Here is a 15,464-nt window from a genome sequence, read left to right as displayed (position 1 = left end):
GAAAGCACGTCATGAGCGAAAAGTATACGGACAGCAACACTGCGCCGGCATTGATCGAGGTAACGCGGGAAGGCAGCGTGGCCATTGTCACGCTGAACAATCCGGGGCGCCGCAACGCGATGGGCAGGCAGATGCGTCATTTGCTGCGCGACACGATGCACCGCCTGATCGCGGCCGACCCCGAATCGCGCGCAATCGTGCTGACAGGCGCTGGCGAGCACTTTTGCGCCGGCGCCGATATCTCCGAAATGACGCAGCGGAGCATCTTGCAAAGCCGCGAGATTCTGGCTGAATCATGTGTGGTGGTGCGTGACATGCTGGCCGGCGCGAAGCCAGTGGTGGCCGCCGTCGAAGGGGTCGCGTTCGGTGCGGGCCTGTCGTTGGCGGTGGCCACGGATTACGTGGTGGCGGCATCGAATGCGCGTTTCTGTGCGGCATTCATGCGTGTTGGGCTGATTCCCGACACGGGTATTCTGTGGACGCTGCCCGAAAAGATCGGCATGGCGCGCGCGAGAGAAATGCTGACGCTCGCGATGGAAATCGATGGCCTGAAAGCGGGCGAGTTCGGTTTGGCAAACCAGGTGGTCGAGCCGGGCGCTACGCTCGCTGCCGCTATCGAAGTGGCCCGCGGCCTCGGTGAACAACCGCCGCTCGGCGTTGCGTTGCTCAAGGCGGCGCTGACCGAAGGCGCCAACACCATGGAGTTGGCGCTGCGTACCGAAATCGATTATCAGCCGGTACTGCGTCTGTCCAAAGATCATCACGTCGCATGTCAGGCTTTTTTCGACAAGACCACGCCGGTCTTTACCGGTCAATGAACATTGGGGAATCTCCGATGAGCGTCGAACAAAATGAAGCGCTGCATGGCGCGGACGATGGGGACGATATCGTGCAGGTGCGCCACGAAGGGGATGTGGCTGTCGTCACGATGAACTATCCCCAACGCCGTAATTCCTTCTCGATGAAGATGCGCGTTGCGCTGACGGACACCTTCCAGCGCCTTTTTCAAGAGGACGCGGCTACCCGCGCGATCGTGCTGACCGGCGCGGGCGGACATTTCTGCGCGGGCGGCGATCTGTCCGAAATGCAGGCAGTCACACCGCCATTGCTTGAACTGCGCGAACGCATCGCCGTCGGTGTGCGTCTTTTTCGCCTGATCTACACGGGCACCAAGCCCGTCGTTGCCGCGGTCGAGGGGACCTGTTTCGGCGCCGGGTTGTCATTGGCCGCCGCTTGTGATTTCACGATCGGCTCCAGCGCGGCGAAATATTGTTGTGCCTTCACCAAGGTCGGTTTGCTGCCTGACACCGGTCTTCTATGGACGCTGCCGCAGAAGGTCGGCGGCGGCAAGGCGCGCGAACTCATGTTGAAAGCGGATGTGATCGACGCCGCTACCGCGCAGCGCATCGGACTTGTCAATCAGACCACCGCGCCGGGCGAAGCGCTCACTGCCGCTCTGGCGCAGGCAGCCCGTTTTGCCAGCTACCCGCCGGTGACGCTCGCGCTGCTGAAGGCGAGCCTCGTCAATGCAGGTAATTCGATTGAAGACGCATGGCGCCTCGAAGTCGATCTGAATCCGCTAACGCGCCGAACTAGCGACCACACAGAAGCGGTTGCCGCGTTCATGGAGAAGCGCAAGCCGGTCTTTACCGGCACCTGAACGAGTTCGCGCCCAACCATTTCCGCCTTTTATCAGCCACTGGATTTAGAACGCACACAGACCATGTTCAAGACCGACTTGCTGAAGGATAAAAAGATTCTGATTACCGGCGGCGGTACCGGTCTCGGGAAGAGTGTTGGCCGGCGTTATCTGGAACTCGGCGCGGAACTGGTCATTTGCGGCCGCCGCAAGGAAGTGCTCGACGCGACAGCCGACGAATTTCGCGCAGCTGTCGAGAACGCCCGTGTGACGACGATCACCGCGGACGTGCGCAACGCCGATTCGGTTGAATCGATGATGGACACGATCTGGCGCGATGGTCCGCTCGACGTGCTGCTCAACAATGCCGCGGCCAACTTCATTGCGCGCACTGAGACACTGTCAGCGCGCGCAGTCGATGCAGTGTTGGACATCGTGCTGCACGGCAGCTTCTATTGCACGATCGCCGCGGGCAAGCGCTGGATCGGCGCGGCCCGCCCAGGCAACGTGATCAGCACCGTGTCGACGCCTACCATGACCGGTTCCGCTTTCACCGCGCCGTCGGCGGCGGCAAAGGCCGGCGTGCTTGCAATGACCCGTAGTCTCGCTGTCGAATGGGGACCGAAAGGCATTCGGCTGAACGCCGTGGCGCCAGGTCTGTTTCCGACAGAAGGCGCGTGGGAACAACTTTACCCACCAGGTTCGCAGGTTGAATCGCAGGATCGCAGTGTTCCGCTACGGCGTTTTGGGGACCATCAGGAACTGGCCGATCTATACGCGTATCTTGCTTCAGACGGCTCCGGTTACATCACCGGTGACATGATCGTGATCGACGGCGGGCGCTGGATGCAGGGCGTGGGCGGTCCCACGTTTCGCGCGATGCAGGACTGGAGCGACGAACAGTGGGACGCCATGCGTGCCCACGCGCGCAAGGGCTGAGCATGGGACCGCTCGCTGGCGTCAAGATCATCGAACTGGCCGGTATCGGCCCCGGTCCGATGTGCGCCATGTTGCTCGCCGACCTCGGTGCAACGGTGCTCCGGATCGAACGGCGGCAACCGGTCAAGCTCGGTATCGAGCGACCGTTGCGCTACAACCTGCTGCTGCGCAATCGCAGAACGATCGCGCTCGATCTCAAGGAGCCGGCCGCGATCGACCTTGTACTAACGCTCGTGGAGGGCGCCGACGCGTTAATAGAAGGCTTTCGTCCGGGTGTGACCGAACGCCTCGGGCTCGGCCCGCAAACGTGCCTTGAGCGCAATCCGAAGCTCGCCTACGGACGGATCACCGGCTGGGGGCAGGACGGTCCGCTCGCGCGATATGCCGGTCACGATGTGAACTACATCGCCATCACCGGCGTGTTGAATGCGATCGGCCGGTTGGACCAGCCGCCGTCCATCCCGTTGAACCTGATTGGGGACTACGCGGGCGGTTCTTTGTACCTGGCCATGGGGCTGCTCTCGGCGATCCTTCACGCCCGCGGTGGCGGCGCGGGGCAGGTGGTGGACGCGGCGATTGTCGACGGCACCGCGAATCTGGCGACGACCTTTTTCGGCATGCACGCGGCAGGCATCTGGCGCGACGAGCGCGGCACCAATATCACCGATTCGGGTTCACATTTCTATGACGTCTACGAGTGCGCGGACGGCAACTGGATTACGGTGGGCCCCATCGAGGACAAGTTTTATCTGGAGCTCCTTCGACTGCTCGATATATCGCCGGACACGCTTGGCGCCCAGCTCGACCACCGCAACTGGCCCGCTGCACGAGCCTTGTTCGCGCTGAAGTTCAAGACGCGCAGCCGTGCCCAGTGGACCACGCTGCTGGAACATTCGGATGCGTGCTTCGCTCCTGTGCTGTCGTGGTCTGAGGCGCCTGAGCATCCGCATCTGAAAGCGCGCGGGACTTTTGTGGAAGTCGATGGGATCGTGCAGCCAGCGCCCGCGCCGCGTTTTTCGTCGACGGTGCCCGCAATGCCAACGCCGCCCGAAGCACCGGATCCGGCAACCATCGAGGCAGCGCTGTCGGCCTGGCTGGACAGGCAAAGTATCGACGAACTGAAACAGGCTGGGACGCTAGCCTGAGAGAGCGCTGCGGAACAAAAACAATGGACGGCCGTCAGCGCCGCGGCAACGAATCGAGACGAGACACCATGGACCTGCGATATACCGACGAAGAGCTGGCGTTCCGCGATGAAGTGCGAGCCTTTTTCAAGGAAGCGCTGCCGCAAGACATCCGCACCAAGGCAGCGCTGGGACAGCGCTACTCCTCAGCCGATCTGCGCCGCTGGCAGCGCATCCTGTACGAACGCGGCTGGGCGACGCCGGCATGGGATAAGGCGTGGGGTGGAACTGGCTGGAGCGCGGTGCAGCAATACATCTTCAAGGAAGAGCTGCACATGGCGCCCGCGCCGGAAACGCTTTCGTTCAATGTCAACATGATCGGTCCGGTGCTGATCGCGTTCGGCAGCGACGAGCAGAAACGCGACTTCCTGCCACGTATTGCGAGCCTCGAATACTGGTTCTGCCAGGGCTTTTCGGAGCCGGGTGCGGGGTCCGACCTGGCGGCGCTGAGGACGCAGGCGGTCCGGGAAGGCGATCACTACGTGATCAACGGGCAGAAGCTGTGGACCTCGACGGCCCATCACGCGGACTGGATGTTCTGTCTCGTGCGTACCGACACGAGCGGGAAGAAACAGCAGGGCATTACCTATCTGCTGATCGATATGAAAACACCTGGCTTGACGGTGCGGCCGATCATCACCATCGACGGTCATCATGAAACCAACGAGGTGTTTTTCGACAACGTACGTGTGCCTGTCGCAAACCGGATTGGCGAAGAAAACAAGGGGTGGGATTACGCCAAGTATTTGCTTGGCAACGAGCGCAGCGGCATTGCGCGTGTCGGCGTGTCGAAGATGCGCATCCGCCACGCCAAAGATCTTGCGAAGCGTGTTCCATGCGGTGACGGTGTGCTCTGGGACAACCCGCAATTTCGTGAGCGTGTCGCGTCTATCGAAGTCGAGTTGAAGGCGCTGGAAATTACGCAGATGCGAGTGATTGCCGGAAGTACCGCACGCGGTAGCCACACGCCGGACCCCAAGACGTCGATTCTGAAGATCAAGGGGTCGGAGCTTCAGCAACTCGCGGCCGAACTGCTTCTGGAAGTGGCCGGGCCTGACGCGCTGCCGCTCGATCTCGATTTCGTGCGCGGCGTAGGCGAGCCGATCCGCGACCCCGACTGGGCGCTGACTATCGCGCCGAATCATTATTTTGCGCGCCACGTTTCAATTGTGGGCGGATCGAACGAAATCCAGAAAAACATCCTCGCCAAGTCCGTTCTGGGACTTTGAGGGTCAATCGAAACGCGGAGAAGCAAGGGCCATGGACTTCGATTTTACCGACGAGCAACGCATGCTCAAGGACAGTGTCGACCGGCTTGTCAAAGACGAGTACAGCTTCGAGCAGCGTGCGCGCTACCTGGCGGAGCCGGATGGTTTCAGTCGCGCGCAGTGGGCCCGCTACGCCAGCATGGGCTTGCTGGGCCTGACCTTCGCCGATGACTTTGGCGGCAGCGGCTGCGGACCGGTCGAAACGATGATCGTGATGGAAGCGTTTGGGCGGGCACTCGTCGTCGAACCGTATCTGGCGACCGTGGTGCTGAGCGGTGGCTGCATCCGTCTCGGCAGCAGTGTCGCGCAGCGCGAGGCGATTCTGCCGCTCATCGCCGATGGTTCGCTGCTGATGGCGTTCGCACACGCGGAGCCGCAGTCGCGATACGACCTGGCCGACGTTGCCACCACCGCGCGACGCGACGGCGATGCCTGGGTGCTCGATGGAGCAAAGCGCGTTGTGATACACGGCGGCAGCGCTGACAAGCTGATCGTGTCGGCGCGCGTTTCAGGTGGCCGCCGCGACCGCGACGGCATTGCGCTATTTGTCGTCGATGCGCATGCGCCTGGTCTAACGCGCCGGGAGTATCTGACACAGGACCGGCTGCGCGCAGCGGATATCGAGCTGTCGGGCGTGCGCGTGAACAACGCGGATGTGATCGGTGTAGCCGGGGAAGCCTTGCCGTTGATCGAAACGGTCGTCGCGCAAGCGATCGCCGCGCTATGCGCGGAAGCCGTCGGTTCGATGGCGGCCGCGCACGACGAAACTGTCGAATACCTCAAGGTGCGCAAACAATTTGGCGTCGCCATCGGGTCGTTCCAGGCGTTGCAACATCGCGCGGTCGACATGCTGGTGATGGTCGAGCAGGCCCGCAGCATGGCGCTGTTCGCCACCATGATGAGCGAGGAGCCGGACGTGGACGAACGAGGACGCAGCCTTGCAGCGGCCAAGGTGCAGATCGGCCGCGCCGGCCGGTTTGTCGGCCAGCAGGGTGTGCAACTCCACGGCGGCATTGGTATGACCGAGGAATGCAAGGTCGGCCACTATCTCCGGCGCTTGAGTGTGATCGACATTCTGTTCGGCGCCGCCGAACACCATTTGACCCAGCTCGCCAGTGCGGGCGGACTGATCGACGCAGCGGCCTGAGCCCGCGGCTTCTTCATGTGAACGGAATCATTCAGATGAGCAGACTTTCTACCTCCGATCCGTATCAGGAACTGCGCGATGCGTTGCGCGATCTGTCGAAGGAATATCCCGACGAATACTGGCGCCGCATCGACCACGAGCGTGTTTATCCCGAAGCGTTCGTCGACGCGCTGACGCGCGCAGGCTGGATGGCCGCGCTGATTCCGCACGAATACGGCGGCTCGGGTCTTGGGTTGAGCGAAGCTTCCGTCATCATGGAAGAGATCAATCGCAATGGCGGCAACTCCGGGTTTTGCCACGGCCAGATGTACAACATGAACACGCTGTTACGCAACGGCTCAGAGGCACAAAAGAAAGCCTATCTGCCGAAGATCGCCAGCGGCGAACTGCGCCTTCAGTCAATGGCCGTAACGGAGCCGACCACCGGCACGGACACCACCAAACTGAAAACCATGGCGGTGAAGAAAGATGGCCGCTATGTCGTGAACGGTCAGAAAGTGTGGATCTCCCGGGTGCAGCATTCGGACCTGATGATTCTGCTGGCCCGTACCACACCGCTCGCCGACGTCAAGAAAAAGTCCGAGGGGCTTTCGTGCTTTCTGGTCGACTTGCATCAGGCGATCGACAACGGTTTGACGGTGCGTCCGATCCCCAACATGGTCAACCACGAAACCAACGAACTGTTTTTTGACAACCTCGAGATTCCCGAAGAGAACCTGATCGGCGAGGAAGGCAAGGGCTTCAAGTACATCCTCGATGGACTGAACGCGGAGCGTGCGTTGATTGCCGCCGAATGTATCGGCGACGGTTACTGGTTTGTCGACCGCGCGCGGAAGTACGCCACCGAACGGCAGGTGTTCGACCGCCCGATCGGGATGAACCAGGGCGTGCAGTTTCCTATCGCTGAGTCGTATATCGACGTCAGAGCTGCGGATCTGATGCGCTACAGAGCATGCGAATTGTTCGACGCCCACCAGCCCTGCGGTGCCGAAGCGAACATGGCTAAACACCTGGCCGCCACAGCCTCATGGAAGGCCGCGAATGCCTGTTTGCAAACGCACGGCGGCTTTGGCTTTGCATGCGAATACGACGTGGAGCGCAAATTCCGCGAAACCCGTCTTTATCAGGTGGCGCCGATCTCGACCAATCTGATTCTGTCGTACGTGGCCGAGCATGTGCTGGACATGCCACGCTCTTTCTAGATAACGCGACCACCGACGGAGACATCCATGGGCTACGAGACCATCCTATATGACGTAAAGGACCGGATCGCCACGGTCACGCTGAACCGTCCAGAACACATGAACAGCTGGAACGACAAGGTCGCCACAGAAGTTTATGAAGCGATGCAGGCAGCAGGGGCCGACCGCGGCGTGCGCGTCATTGTGTTCACCGGAGCGGGCAAGGCGTTCTGCGCCGGCGGCGATATTCATAGCTTTGGCGGCGATCCAGCCGCGCTCATGACCAAGCTGCCGCGTCCTTTCGATATGCGCAAGCGCGCCGACTGGCAAACGCGCTGCTCGTACTACCCGGCGATACCGAAGCCGGTCATCGCCATGCTCAACGGCGCGACAGTGGGCATTGGCCTGATTCACGCGCTGTTCTGCGACATCCGCTTCGCTGCCGAGGACGCCACGATTACCACTGCTTTCGCGCGGCGCGGACTGACCGCCGAATATGGCATGGCGTGGATACTCTCGCACCATATCGGGCATGCGCGGGCGCTCGACTTGCTTCTGTCGGCGCGCAAGATCAAGGGCCTCGAAGCGGAACGCATGGGGCTTGTCAACCGCGCGTTTCCGTCGAGCACGCTGGCCGAAGAGACGTACGCGTATGCGCGCGACCTCGCTGAGAACTGCTCGCCGCGCTCGATGCGCGTGATGAAGGCGCAGCTCTGGGAAGTGCCGTTTCAGACGCCGCATGAAGCCATCATGTCCGCCGGCCTCGACATGCCGATTGCGAATCAATGCGACGACTACAAGGAAGGCATCGCCAGCTTCCTCGAAAAGCGCAAGCCGAATTTCACCGACGATTGAAATCCTACGGGGCAAAGTCATGTTGAAGTACGAAGTCATCAGGAACTGGCCAATTGAGGATGTGACCCAGAGCTACTCCGAGCGTGATGTGATGCTCTATGCGCTCGGTCTCGGCATTGGCAGCGATCCGCTCGACGCCGCGCAACTGCGCTATGTCTACGAGAAGGAACTGCAGGCGTTGCCGACGTGCGCCGCGGCATTCGCCTGGCCGAAATCATGGATGCGTGATCCGCGTGCCGGCGTTGACTATCTGAAACTCGTGCATGGAGAGCAGGACGTCCGCTTCCTTCGTCCGATGCCGACGGCCGCGACTATCGTCAGCAAGACACGTGTGAGCCTTGTTTCAGACAAGGGAGCGGGTAAGGGCGCCATCGTCGAACTCAAGCGCGATCTGCTCGAGCAGGGCAGCGGCGAACGGCTCGCCGAGGTACGGCAAGTGTCTTTTCTGCGCGGCGACGGTGGCTTCAGTGTGGAGACCGGCATCAGCGACCCGCCTCCGGAGGCGCTGCCATCGGTTCCCGAGCGCGCCCCGGATAGTGAATTCGAATTTTCGACTTCGCCCCAGGCTGCGCTGATCTACCGGCTTTCGGGCGACTCGAACCCGCTGCATGCCGACCCTGAAGTGGCCACGAAAGCCGGCTTCAGGCAGCCCATTCTGCACGGACTCGCGACGTACGGGATTGCAGGCTATGCCGCGCTCAGAACGTGTGCCGGCAATGACGCCTCGCGCCTGAAGCGCCTTGCGCTTCGTCTTACGTCGCCGGTTTATCCCGGCGAAACTATCCGTTTTCAATTGTGGCGCGAGAGTGACGCACGTTTCCATTTGCGGGCTCGAGTCGATGCGCGCGATGTGGTGGTGCTGAATAACGGCATCGTGGAGATTGGCTGAAACACCGGACCTGGATTGATGTCCTCGGCAAGCGTGGTCAAAGGAGTGCGTTTTATGGATTTGCGAGAAAGTCTGGAAGACAAGGCCTTTCGCGCATCGGTTCGCGAATTTGTGGCGGCCCGGTTGCCGTCGGATATCCGCGAGCGAGTGCTCAATTTCCGTCATGTGCCGCGCGAGGATTACGTTCGCTGGCAGCGCATCCTCGCAGCCAACGGTTGGGGCGCGCCTGCGTGGCCGCTCGAATACGACGGCGCGGGGTGGAACGCTACGCAACGCAATATCTTCGACGAAGAGTGCTTTACCGCCGGCGCGCCCAGGCAAATGCCGTTCGGCCTGTCGATGGTCGGACCGGTGCTGCAGAAGTTCGGGTCGGCCGCACAGCGCGATTACTTTCTTCCACGCATCGTGTCGATGGAGGACTGGTGGTGTCAAGGCTATTCCGAACCTGGCGCCGGCTCGGATCTGGCTTCGCTTAAAACGCGCGCGGAATGCGTTGAGCGCAATGGTGAATCGTTCTATATCGTCAACGGCCAGAAGATATGGACTTCGTTTGCGCAGTGGGCCAACTGGATTTTCTGTCTGGTGCGCACGCAAAGCGGCGGTCGTCCGCAGGAGGGCATTTCCTTTCTGCTGATCGACATGAATACGCCCGGCATCACCGTGCGGCCAATCAAGACACTCGATGGCGGACATGACGTCAACGAAGTTTTCTTCGAGAACGTCGAGGTACCGGTCCGAAATCTGGTCGGGGAAGAAAATCATGGTTGGTCGATCGCGAAATATCTGCTCGGGCATGAACGCACCAATATTGCCGGGCTCGGCAACTGCAAACGCTTCATGCGGCGATTGAAGGAAATTGCGCGGACGGAACTGAAGCACGGCAAGCCACTCATCGACGATGTCCGCTTTCGCGACCGGATCGCGAAGGTCGAGATCGATCTGATCGCGCACGAATGGTCGCTGCTGCGTGTGGCCTCCGCTGAATCGGCGGGACGGACGATTGGTCCCGAAGCGTCCGTGCTGAAGATTCGCGGCTCGGAAATCCAGCAGGAATTGACCGAGCTCATTATGGAATGCGCCGGTCCCTATGCCGTGCCATTCGTCGCTGACGCGCTCGATGGAGAGTGGAGCGGCGAGACTGCGAACGGTGGACTGCTGAACGCGCTCGCCGCGCACTATCTCGACTGGCGCAAGATCTCGATCTACGGCGGTTCGACCGAGGTGCAGAAAAACATTATCGCCAAATTGGCGCTCGGCATCTGAGGAGACGTCATGGACTTTGCGCTCGCCGAAGAGCAACAGATGCTGGCCGACGTGGTCGGCCGTTTCGTCGATAACGAATATGCTTTCGAAGCACGGCGGCGGCTGGCGGCGACAACCCAGTGCTGGTCGTCCGCCCATTGGTCCACGCTCGCCGACATGGGGCTGCTGGCGCTGAACGTCCCGGAGCAATACGGTGGTCTTGGCGCTTCGCCGGCGGAAACCATGATCGTCATGGAGGCATTGGGTCGGGGGCTTGTGCTCGAACCGTTCCTTTCGACGGCGGTGCTGGGCGCAAGACTGATCGGCGTTGCGGGCCACGAGGCGCGCAAGGCATCGTGGCTCGCCAGTCTCGCCGCCGGCAGCCTGAAGACCGCGCTCGCGACGCTGGAGCCGGGCGCGCGCTTTGACCTATGGAACGTGACCACGACCGCGAAAGCATCCGGTGCAGGCTATGTGCTCAATGGCCGGAAGGGTGTGGTCCTGCATGGCGACAGCGCTGACCTGCTGTTTGTTTCTGCACGAACGTCGGGCGAGCCGACGGACACGGCGGGCATCACACTATTCGCTGTGGACGCAAAAGCGACTGGCGTCACGGTGAAAGGATTTCCTGCGCTCGATGGCCAGCGCGTCGCGGAGATTACGCTAGACGACGTGCATGTCAATGCGGACGCTGTGCTCGGCACCGTGGACGAAGGCTTCGCACTGCTGGAATGGACGGTCGATCACGGCATCTTCGCGCTTTGCGCGGAGGCGGTGGGGGCGATGGAAAAGCTGGCCGATCTGACCTACGACTATCTGCGCACACGCAAGCAGTTCGGCGCGCCGATCGGCAAGTTTCAGGCTTTGCAACATCGCGCCGCCGATATTTTAAGCGCCGTCGAGCAGGCCCGTTCAATGGTGTACTTCGCCGCCGCAAAACTTGCGGACGACGATACGCGCGAAAGCCATCGCGCGGTCTGTGCTGCCAAGGCGATGATCGGGCGCAGCGGCCGCTTCGTTGCACAACAGGCCATACAGTTGCATGGCGGTATGGGAATGACGGACGAACTGTCAGTCGGATGGTACGTGAAACGCCTGACCTGCATCGATATGACCTGGGGCAATACCGAACATCACGTCGAGTTGTACGGGGCCTATCTGTAGGCGTCAATCACCTAATGGCCGGTGCGATAACCGCTATGCCGGTGTGCCTGGCCGCGTCACAAAAGGAGACACCGAATGTCAGCAACCGGTCATGCAGCGCCGCCCGAGTCGGCGCCGATCCCCGCACATGTGCCGCCGAAACTGGTGGTAGATGTGGATATCTATAATCCGCCCGGCGCCGGGGACGACTACCATCTCGCGCTAAAGAGGCTGCACGACGACGGCATTCCCGACATCTTCTGGACACCGAGAAACGGTGGCCACTGGATTGCGACGCGCGGTGACGACATCTACCAGATATTCAAAGACTACGAGAATTTTTCGTCGAAGCAACTGACGGTGCCGCTGGTCGAACATGCGCCGCTGCCGCCGATCTTCTTCGATCCGCCTGTGCATACGAATTATCGTGCGCTGATTGCTCCGGCTTTCATGCCCCAGGCGATCAGCAAGCTCGAAGAGAAGGCCCGCGAGATGGCGATCGAGTTGATCGAGGGCTTTTATCAGAAGGGCGAGGTAGAGTTCGTCTCGGGCTTCGCACAACACTTGCCGATCGGCATCTTCATGAACATGGTCGCGTTGCCTGCAGAAGATCGCGATTACCTGCTTGGCCTCGCCGACCAGATGGTTCGGCCCGACTCGTCAGAACGAAAGCTGGCTGCGCTCGGCGCGATTTTCGAATACCTCGGCGTCAAGATTGCAGAGCGGCGTGCCAACCCGGGCGACGATCTTATCAGCCGGATCGTTCAATCCAGGATCGACGGGCGCGCGCTGACGGATCAGGAACTGAAGGGGCTCTGCGGACTCGTACTGATCGGGGGGTTAGATACCGTCGCATCGGCAATGGGTTTTATCGCGAATTTTCTCGCGAAAAGCCCGGCGCATCGTAAGGAGTTGATCGAGCACCCGGAACTCACGCAAAAGGCGGTCGACGAGTTGCTGCGGCGCTTTCCGGTGGTCAATCAGGGACGCCGCATCACGCACGACTTCGAATACAAGGGCGTGCAGATGAAGGAAGGCGACATGATCATTATCCCGACTACGTTGCACGGACTGGACGACCGCAAGTTCAATGATCCGCTTACGGTGGACTTTTCTCGCCCGACGCCTATTCACTCGACTTTCGGCAACGGCGCGCATCGTTGTCCAGGATCGTTTCTCGCGCGTGTGGAACTCAAGGTGTTTTTGCAGGAATGGCTCAAGCGAATCCCTGACTTCCGGGTCAAGGCAGGCGAAAAGGCGGGCGTGCATGGCGGCGTCAACGGCACGCTCTATCATTTGCCCCTGGAGTGGGACGTGCGTTAAGAAGAACAGGGCGCTTCGGCGCCCTGTGTCGTTGGATAAGGCTCTGGATAAGAGTCAGTGCCACGCTGCCTTCAGTGACTGATTATTCGGACACCTTGACAATTCACTCGCCGCGGGTCAGCCGCGCGTGGTCTGTTTAGTCGTAGCGCTGCTCGTCGCGGCAAGCTTCTCAATGCGCATGGCCCGCGGAGGCTGTTCAGACGCGTCGGCCTTAACCGGCATCACCGCCGCTTTGCTCGCGGAGTCGGAGATGCCGCGCAGCAGGAAATGCGACAGTGCCGGGATCAGGATAAGCGCGCCGATCATGTTCCACATGAACATGAACGTCAGCAAAATGCCCATGTCCGCCTGGAACTTGATTGGCGAAAACGCCCATGTAACGACCCCCGCCGCCAGCGTTACCCCAACCAGTGCGACGACCTTGCCGGTGAATTGCACAGCACGGCGGTAGGCTTCCGCCAACGGCAGTCCTGCTCGCTGGTAAGACAACTGGACGCTCAACAGATAGAGCGCATAGTCGACACCGATGCCGACGCCCAGCGCGATCACCGGCAATGTCGAGACTTTCACGCCAATGCCGAGCGTCACCATCAACGCTTCGCAAAGAATCGAAGTGATCGCGAGAGGCACCACTGCCACAATCACCGCGCGCCAGCTGCGGAAGGTGATGAAGCACAAAAGGATGACCGCGCCATACACCATGAGCAGCATTAGCCGGTTGGCCTTCGCAACAACAACGTTCGTCACTGCGTCGATGCCGGCCGAGCCGGCTACCATCAGAAACTGATGGTCCTTGTCGTTGTGTGTTTTCGCAAACTCTTCGGCAGCCGCCATGACGCGCGACAAAGTCGCCGCCTTGTGATCGGTCAGGTACGCAATGATCGGTGCGGTCGTGCATGTCGCGTTCAGCAGGTCCGGGTGGTCAAGCACAATCTGCGAAACGGTCTTGTTCTGGATCGACGGCACGCGGTCGATCGTGTACCACTTCGGATACCCTTCGTAGAAACCGGAAGTGACCCAGCGGGAAAGCGCGCCGATCGAGGTGGTTGTCTGCACGCCGGGCACTGTGCGCAGCATGGTCTCGAGCCGATCGGCCTCGACGGCAAGCGGAAAGTTGTTGCCGTCACAACTCGTCTGCGAGGACTTGCCGATCACCACGAACAGGTCACTCGAAAGCCCGTAATGGGCATTGATATAAGCGGTGTCGATGTTATACCGCGAGTCCGGCCGAAGTTCCGGTGCGCCCGCATCGAGGTCGCCGATCTGCAGCTTCTGGCTGACGCTCCATCCACCCACGGCGAGAAGCGCTGCACACGCAATTGCTGCAGTGGCCCATCGGCGCTCGGTGAAGCGATCAAGCGCGTTCCAGAGTGAACCGACAGTATTGCGTCCGGCGTTTTCTTCTCTCTCGGTCCTGACGCTACGTCGGGCCGCCGAGGGGCTGACACCGATGTACGACAGCAGAACCGGCAGCAACAGCAGGTTCGTGAATACCAGCACGCCAACGCCGACGCTGGCGGTAAACGCGAGATCCTTGATGACGGGGATGTCGATCACCATCAGCACGGCGAACCCGACTACGTCCGCGAGCAGGGCAGTGAGGCCGGCGAGGAACAAACGGCGGAACGTGTAGCGCGCGGCGACATACTTGTGCGTGCCGCGGCCGACGTCCTGCGTGATGCCGTTCATTTTCTGGGCGCCGTGGGATACGCCGATCGCGAAGACAAGAAACGGCACCAGAATCGAATACGGATCGAGCACAAACCCCAACGTCTTGATGATGCCGAGCTGCCAGATCACCGCAATCAGCGAGCAGCTCACTACCAGTAAGGTGCTGCGAATGCAGCGCGTGTAGAGAAAGATCACGACGAGGGCAATCAGCGCTGCCATGCCGAAGTACATCGCGACGAGGTTGAGCCCCGAGATCAGATCACCTATCAGCTTGGCGAATCCGACAACGTGCACGCGCACTTCGCCATGGGACTCGCGCTGTAAAACGTCTTCGATCTGATGAGTAAGCTTGGCGTAATCGAGTGGCTTGCCGCTATCGGCATACGCGTCGAGCAGGGGTATCTGGATCATGCTCGACTTCAGATCGTTCGCGACAAGGCTGCCAACGATGTTGGCACGCGCGACATTGATGCGAAGCCGATCGATCTGCGCCGGTGAGCCGTCGTAGCTTTCGGGCATGACAGGGCCGCCCGCAAAACCGTTCTCAGTCACCGTGTTCCAGCGTACGATCGGCATCCACAACGACTTGACGCCAGGACGGTCCACGCCGGGAATCAGGAACAACGCGTCGTTGATCCGTTTGAGCGCATTCAGGTAGGCGGGATCGTACACGTTGCCATTTTTCGCTTCGACGACAATCCGCACCGAGTTCCCCAAACCCTTCAGATCCGCCTTGTTCGTCACATAGTTGCGGATATAGGGGTGCGACAGCGGGATCATCTTCTCGAAGCTTGCGTTGACTTCGAGTCGCGATGCCTGAAAACCCAGAATCGCCGTCACGATGGCGCAGATCAGCACAAGCCACGGACGGCGGTTGAAGATCAGCCGTTCGAGCATGTTTCCGGATCGCCGGTCGAACGTGCTGGGATCAGTCACTATCGGCATTTTGTCGAATTGGGCGTTGCTACCTGCCGCCATGTCTG

General features: G+C 60.7%; 13 protein-coding genes. 12 read left to right on the top strand and 1 reads right to left on the bottom strand.

The annotated features are described in order from the left end of the window. The first annotated feature begins 11 nt into the window (after nt 1-11). The 12 genes from C0Z16_RS24140 to C0Z16_RS24085 all read left to right on the top strand — a co-directional run bounded on the left by C0Z16_RS24140 (nt 12) and on the right by C0Z16_RS24085 (nt 12,810). Entirely contained in the window at nt 12-818 is an 807-nt protein-coding gene (locus C0Z16_RS24140; protein WP_102634587.1) for an enoyl-CoA hydratase/isomerase family protein, read from the top strand. A gap of 17 nt (nt 819-835) precedes the next feature. After that, nucleotides 836-1,660: an enoyl-CoA hydratase/isomerase family protein gene (locus C0Z16_RS24135; RefSeq protein WP_244201335.1), complete on the top strand. Its 825-nt coding sequence runs from the start codon at nt 836-838 to the stop codon at nt 1,658-1,660. Between the two features lie 63 nt (nt 1,661-1,723). After that, nucleotides 1,724-2,578, top strand: coding sequence for an SDR family oxidoreductase (locus tag C0Z16_RS24130; RefSeq protein ID WP_102634585.1), 855 nt, complete (start codon nt 1,724-1,726; stop codon nt 2,576-2,578). A 2-nt stretch (nt 2,579-2,580) separates the two neighbouring features. Beyond that, nucleotides 2,581-3,723, top strand: coding sequence for a CaiB/BaiF CoA transferase family protein (locus C0Z16_RS24125; RefSeq protein WP_102634584.1), 1,143 nt, complete (start codon nt 2,581-2,583; stop codon nt 3,721-3,723). Between the two features lie 68 nt (nt 3,724-3,791). Then, nucleotides 3,792-4,991 carry an acyl-CoA dehydrogenase family protein gene (locus C0Z16_RS24120; protein ID WP_102634648.1) on the top strand — a complete coding sequence of 400 codons (1,200 nt, stop codon included), beginning with the start codon at nt 3,792-3,794 and terminating at the stop codon, nt 4,989-4,991. A 31-nt stretch (nt 4,992-5,022) separates the two neighbouring features. Next, nucleotides 5,023-6,177 (top strand): acyl-CoA dehydrogenase family protein, encoded by a 1,155-nt coding sequence (locus tag C0Z16_RS24115; RefSeq protein ID WP_102634583.1) that lies wholly within the window; start codon nt 5,023-5,025, stop codon nt 6,175-6,177. A gap of 35 nt (nt 6,178-6,212) precedes the next feature. Further along, on the top strand, nt 6,213-7,379 hold the full coding sequence (locus tag C0Z16_RS24110; protein WP_102634582.1) for an acyl-CoA dehydrogenase family protein: 1,167 nt from the start codon (nt 6,213-6,215) through the stop codon (nt 7,377-7,379). A 27-nt stretch (nt 7,380-7,406) separates the two neighbouring features. Further along, nucleotides 7,407-8,213 (top strand): enoyl-CoA hydratase, encoded by an 807-nt coding sequence (locus tag C0Z16_RS24105; RefSeq protein WP_102634581.1) that lies wholly within the window; start codon nt 7,407-7,409, stop codon nt 8,211-8,213. 19 nt (nt 8,214-8,232) lie between these two features. Further along, a complete protein-coding gene (locus C0Z16_RS24100; RefSeq protein ID WP_102634580.1) occupies nt 8,233-9,102 on the top strand; it encodes a MaoC/PaaZ C-terminal domain-containing protein in 870 nt (289 codons plus the stop codon). Between the two features lie 54 nt (nt 9,103-9,156). Then, nucleotides 9,157-10,365 carry an acyl-CoA dehydrogenase family protein gene (locus C0Z16_RS24095; RefSeq protein WP_102634579.1) on the top strand — a complete coding sequence of 403 codons (1,209 nt, stop codon included), beginning with the start codon at nt 9,157-9,159 and terminating at the stop codon, nt 10,363-10,365. Nucleotides 10,366-10,374: 9 nt separating this feature from the next. Further along, nucleotides 10,375-11,508, top strand: coding sequence for an acyl-CoA dehydrogenase family protein (locus C0Z16_RS24090; protein WP_102634578.1), 1,134 nt, complete (start codon nt 10,375-10,377; stop codon nt 11,506-11,508). Nucleotides 11,509-11,583: 75 nt separating this feature from the next. Beyond that, nucleotides 11,584-12,810 carry a cytochrome P450 gene (locus tag C0Z16_RS24085; protein WP_102634577.1) on the top strand — a complete coding sequence of 409 codons (1,227 nt, stop codon included), beginning with the start codon at nt 11,584-11,586 and terminating at the stop codon, nt 12,808-12,810. A 117-nt stretch (nt 12,811-12,927) separates the two neighbouring features. Here the strand turns inward: C0Z16_RS24085 and C0Z16_RS24080 are convergent, their stop codons facing one another. Continuing rightward, nucleotides 12,928-15,459 (bottom strand): efflux RND transporter permease subunit, encoded by a 2,532-nt coding sequence (locus C0Z16_RS24080; RefSeq protein ID WP_102634576.1) that lies wholly within the window; start codon nt 15,457-15,459, stop codon nt 12,928-12,930. Nucleotides 15,460-15,464 lie beyond the last annotated feature (5 nt).

This window comes from Paraburkholderia rhynchosiae (assembly GCF_002879865.1).
GTDB classification, from domain to species: domain Bacteria; phylum Pseudomonadota; class Gammaproteobacteria; order Burkholderiales; family Burkholderiaceae; genus Paraburkholderia; species Paraburkholderia rhynchosiae.
Note: the sequence above shows the minus strand (reverse complement) of the source record. Positions and strands in the feature narration are given on the sequence as shown.

Bases quoted from the DNA above. Each gene is read 5' to 3' on its own strand.
- C0Z16_RS24140 (WP_102634587.1), top strand. From the start codon at position 12: ATGAGCGAAAAGTATACGGACAGCAACACTGCGCCGGCATTGATCGAG.
- C0Z16_RS24135 (WP_244201335.1), top strand. From the start codon at position 836: ATGAGCGTCGAACAAAATGAAGCGCTGCATGGCGCGGACGATGGGGAC.
- C0Z16_RS24130 (WP_102634585.1), top strand. From the start codon at position 1,724: ATGTTCAAGACCGACTTGCTGAAGGATAAAAAGATTCTGATTACCGGC.
- C0Z16_RS24125 (WP_102634584.1), top strand. From the start codon at position 2,581: ATGGGACCGCTCGCTGGCGTCAAGATCATCGAACTGGCCGGTATCGGC.
- C0Z16_RS24120 (WP_102634648.1), top strand. From the start codon at position 3,792: ATGGACCTGCGATATACCGACGAAGAGCTGGCGTTCCGCGATGAAGTG.
- C0Z16_RS24115 (WP_102634583.1), top strand. From the start codon at position 5,023: ATGGACTTCGATTTTACCGACGAGCAACGCATGCTCAAGGACAGTGTC.
- C0Z16_RS24110 (WP_102634582.1), top strand. From the start codon at position 6,213: ATGAGCAGACTTTCTACCTCCGATCCGTATCAGGAACTGCGCGATGCG.
- C0Z16_RS24105 (WP_102634581.1), top strand. From the start codon at position 7,407: ATGGGCTACGAGACCATCCTATATGACGTAAAGGACCGGATCGCCACG.
- C0Z16_RS24100 (WP_102634580.1), top strand. From the start codon at position 8,233: ATGTTGAAGTACGAAGTCATCAGGAACTGGCCAATTGAGGATGTGACC.
- C0Z16_RS24095 (WP_102634579.1), top strand. From the start codon at position 9,157: ATGGATTTGCGAGAAAGTCTGGAAGACAAGGCCTTTCGCGCATCGGTT.
- C0Z16_RS24090 (WP_102634578.1), top strand. From the start codon at position 10,375: ATGGACTTTGCGCTCGCCGAAGAGCAACAGATGCTGGCCGACGTGGTC.
- C0Z16_RS24085 (WP_102634577.1), top strand. From the start codon at position 11,584: ATGTCAGCAACCGGTCATGCAGCGCCGCCCGAGTCGGCGCCGATCCCC.
- C0Z16_RS24080 (WP_102634576.1), bottom strand. From the start codon at position 15,459: ATGGCGGCAGGTAGCAACGCCCAATTCGACAAAATGCCGATAGTGACT.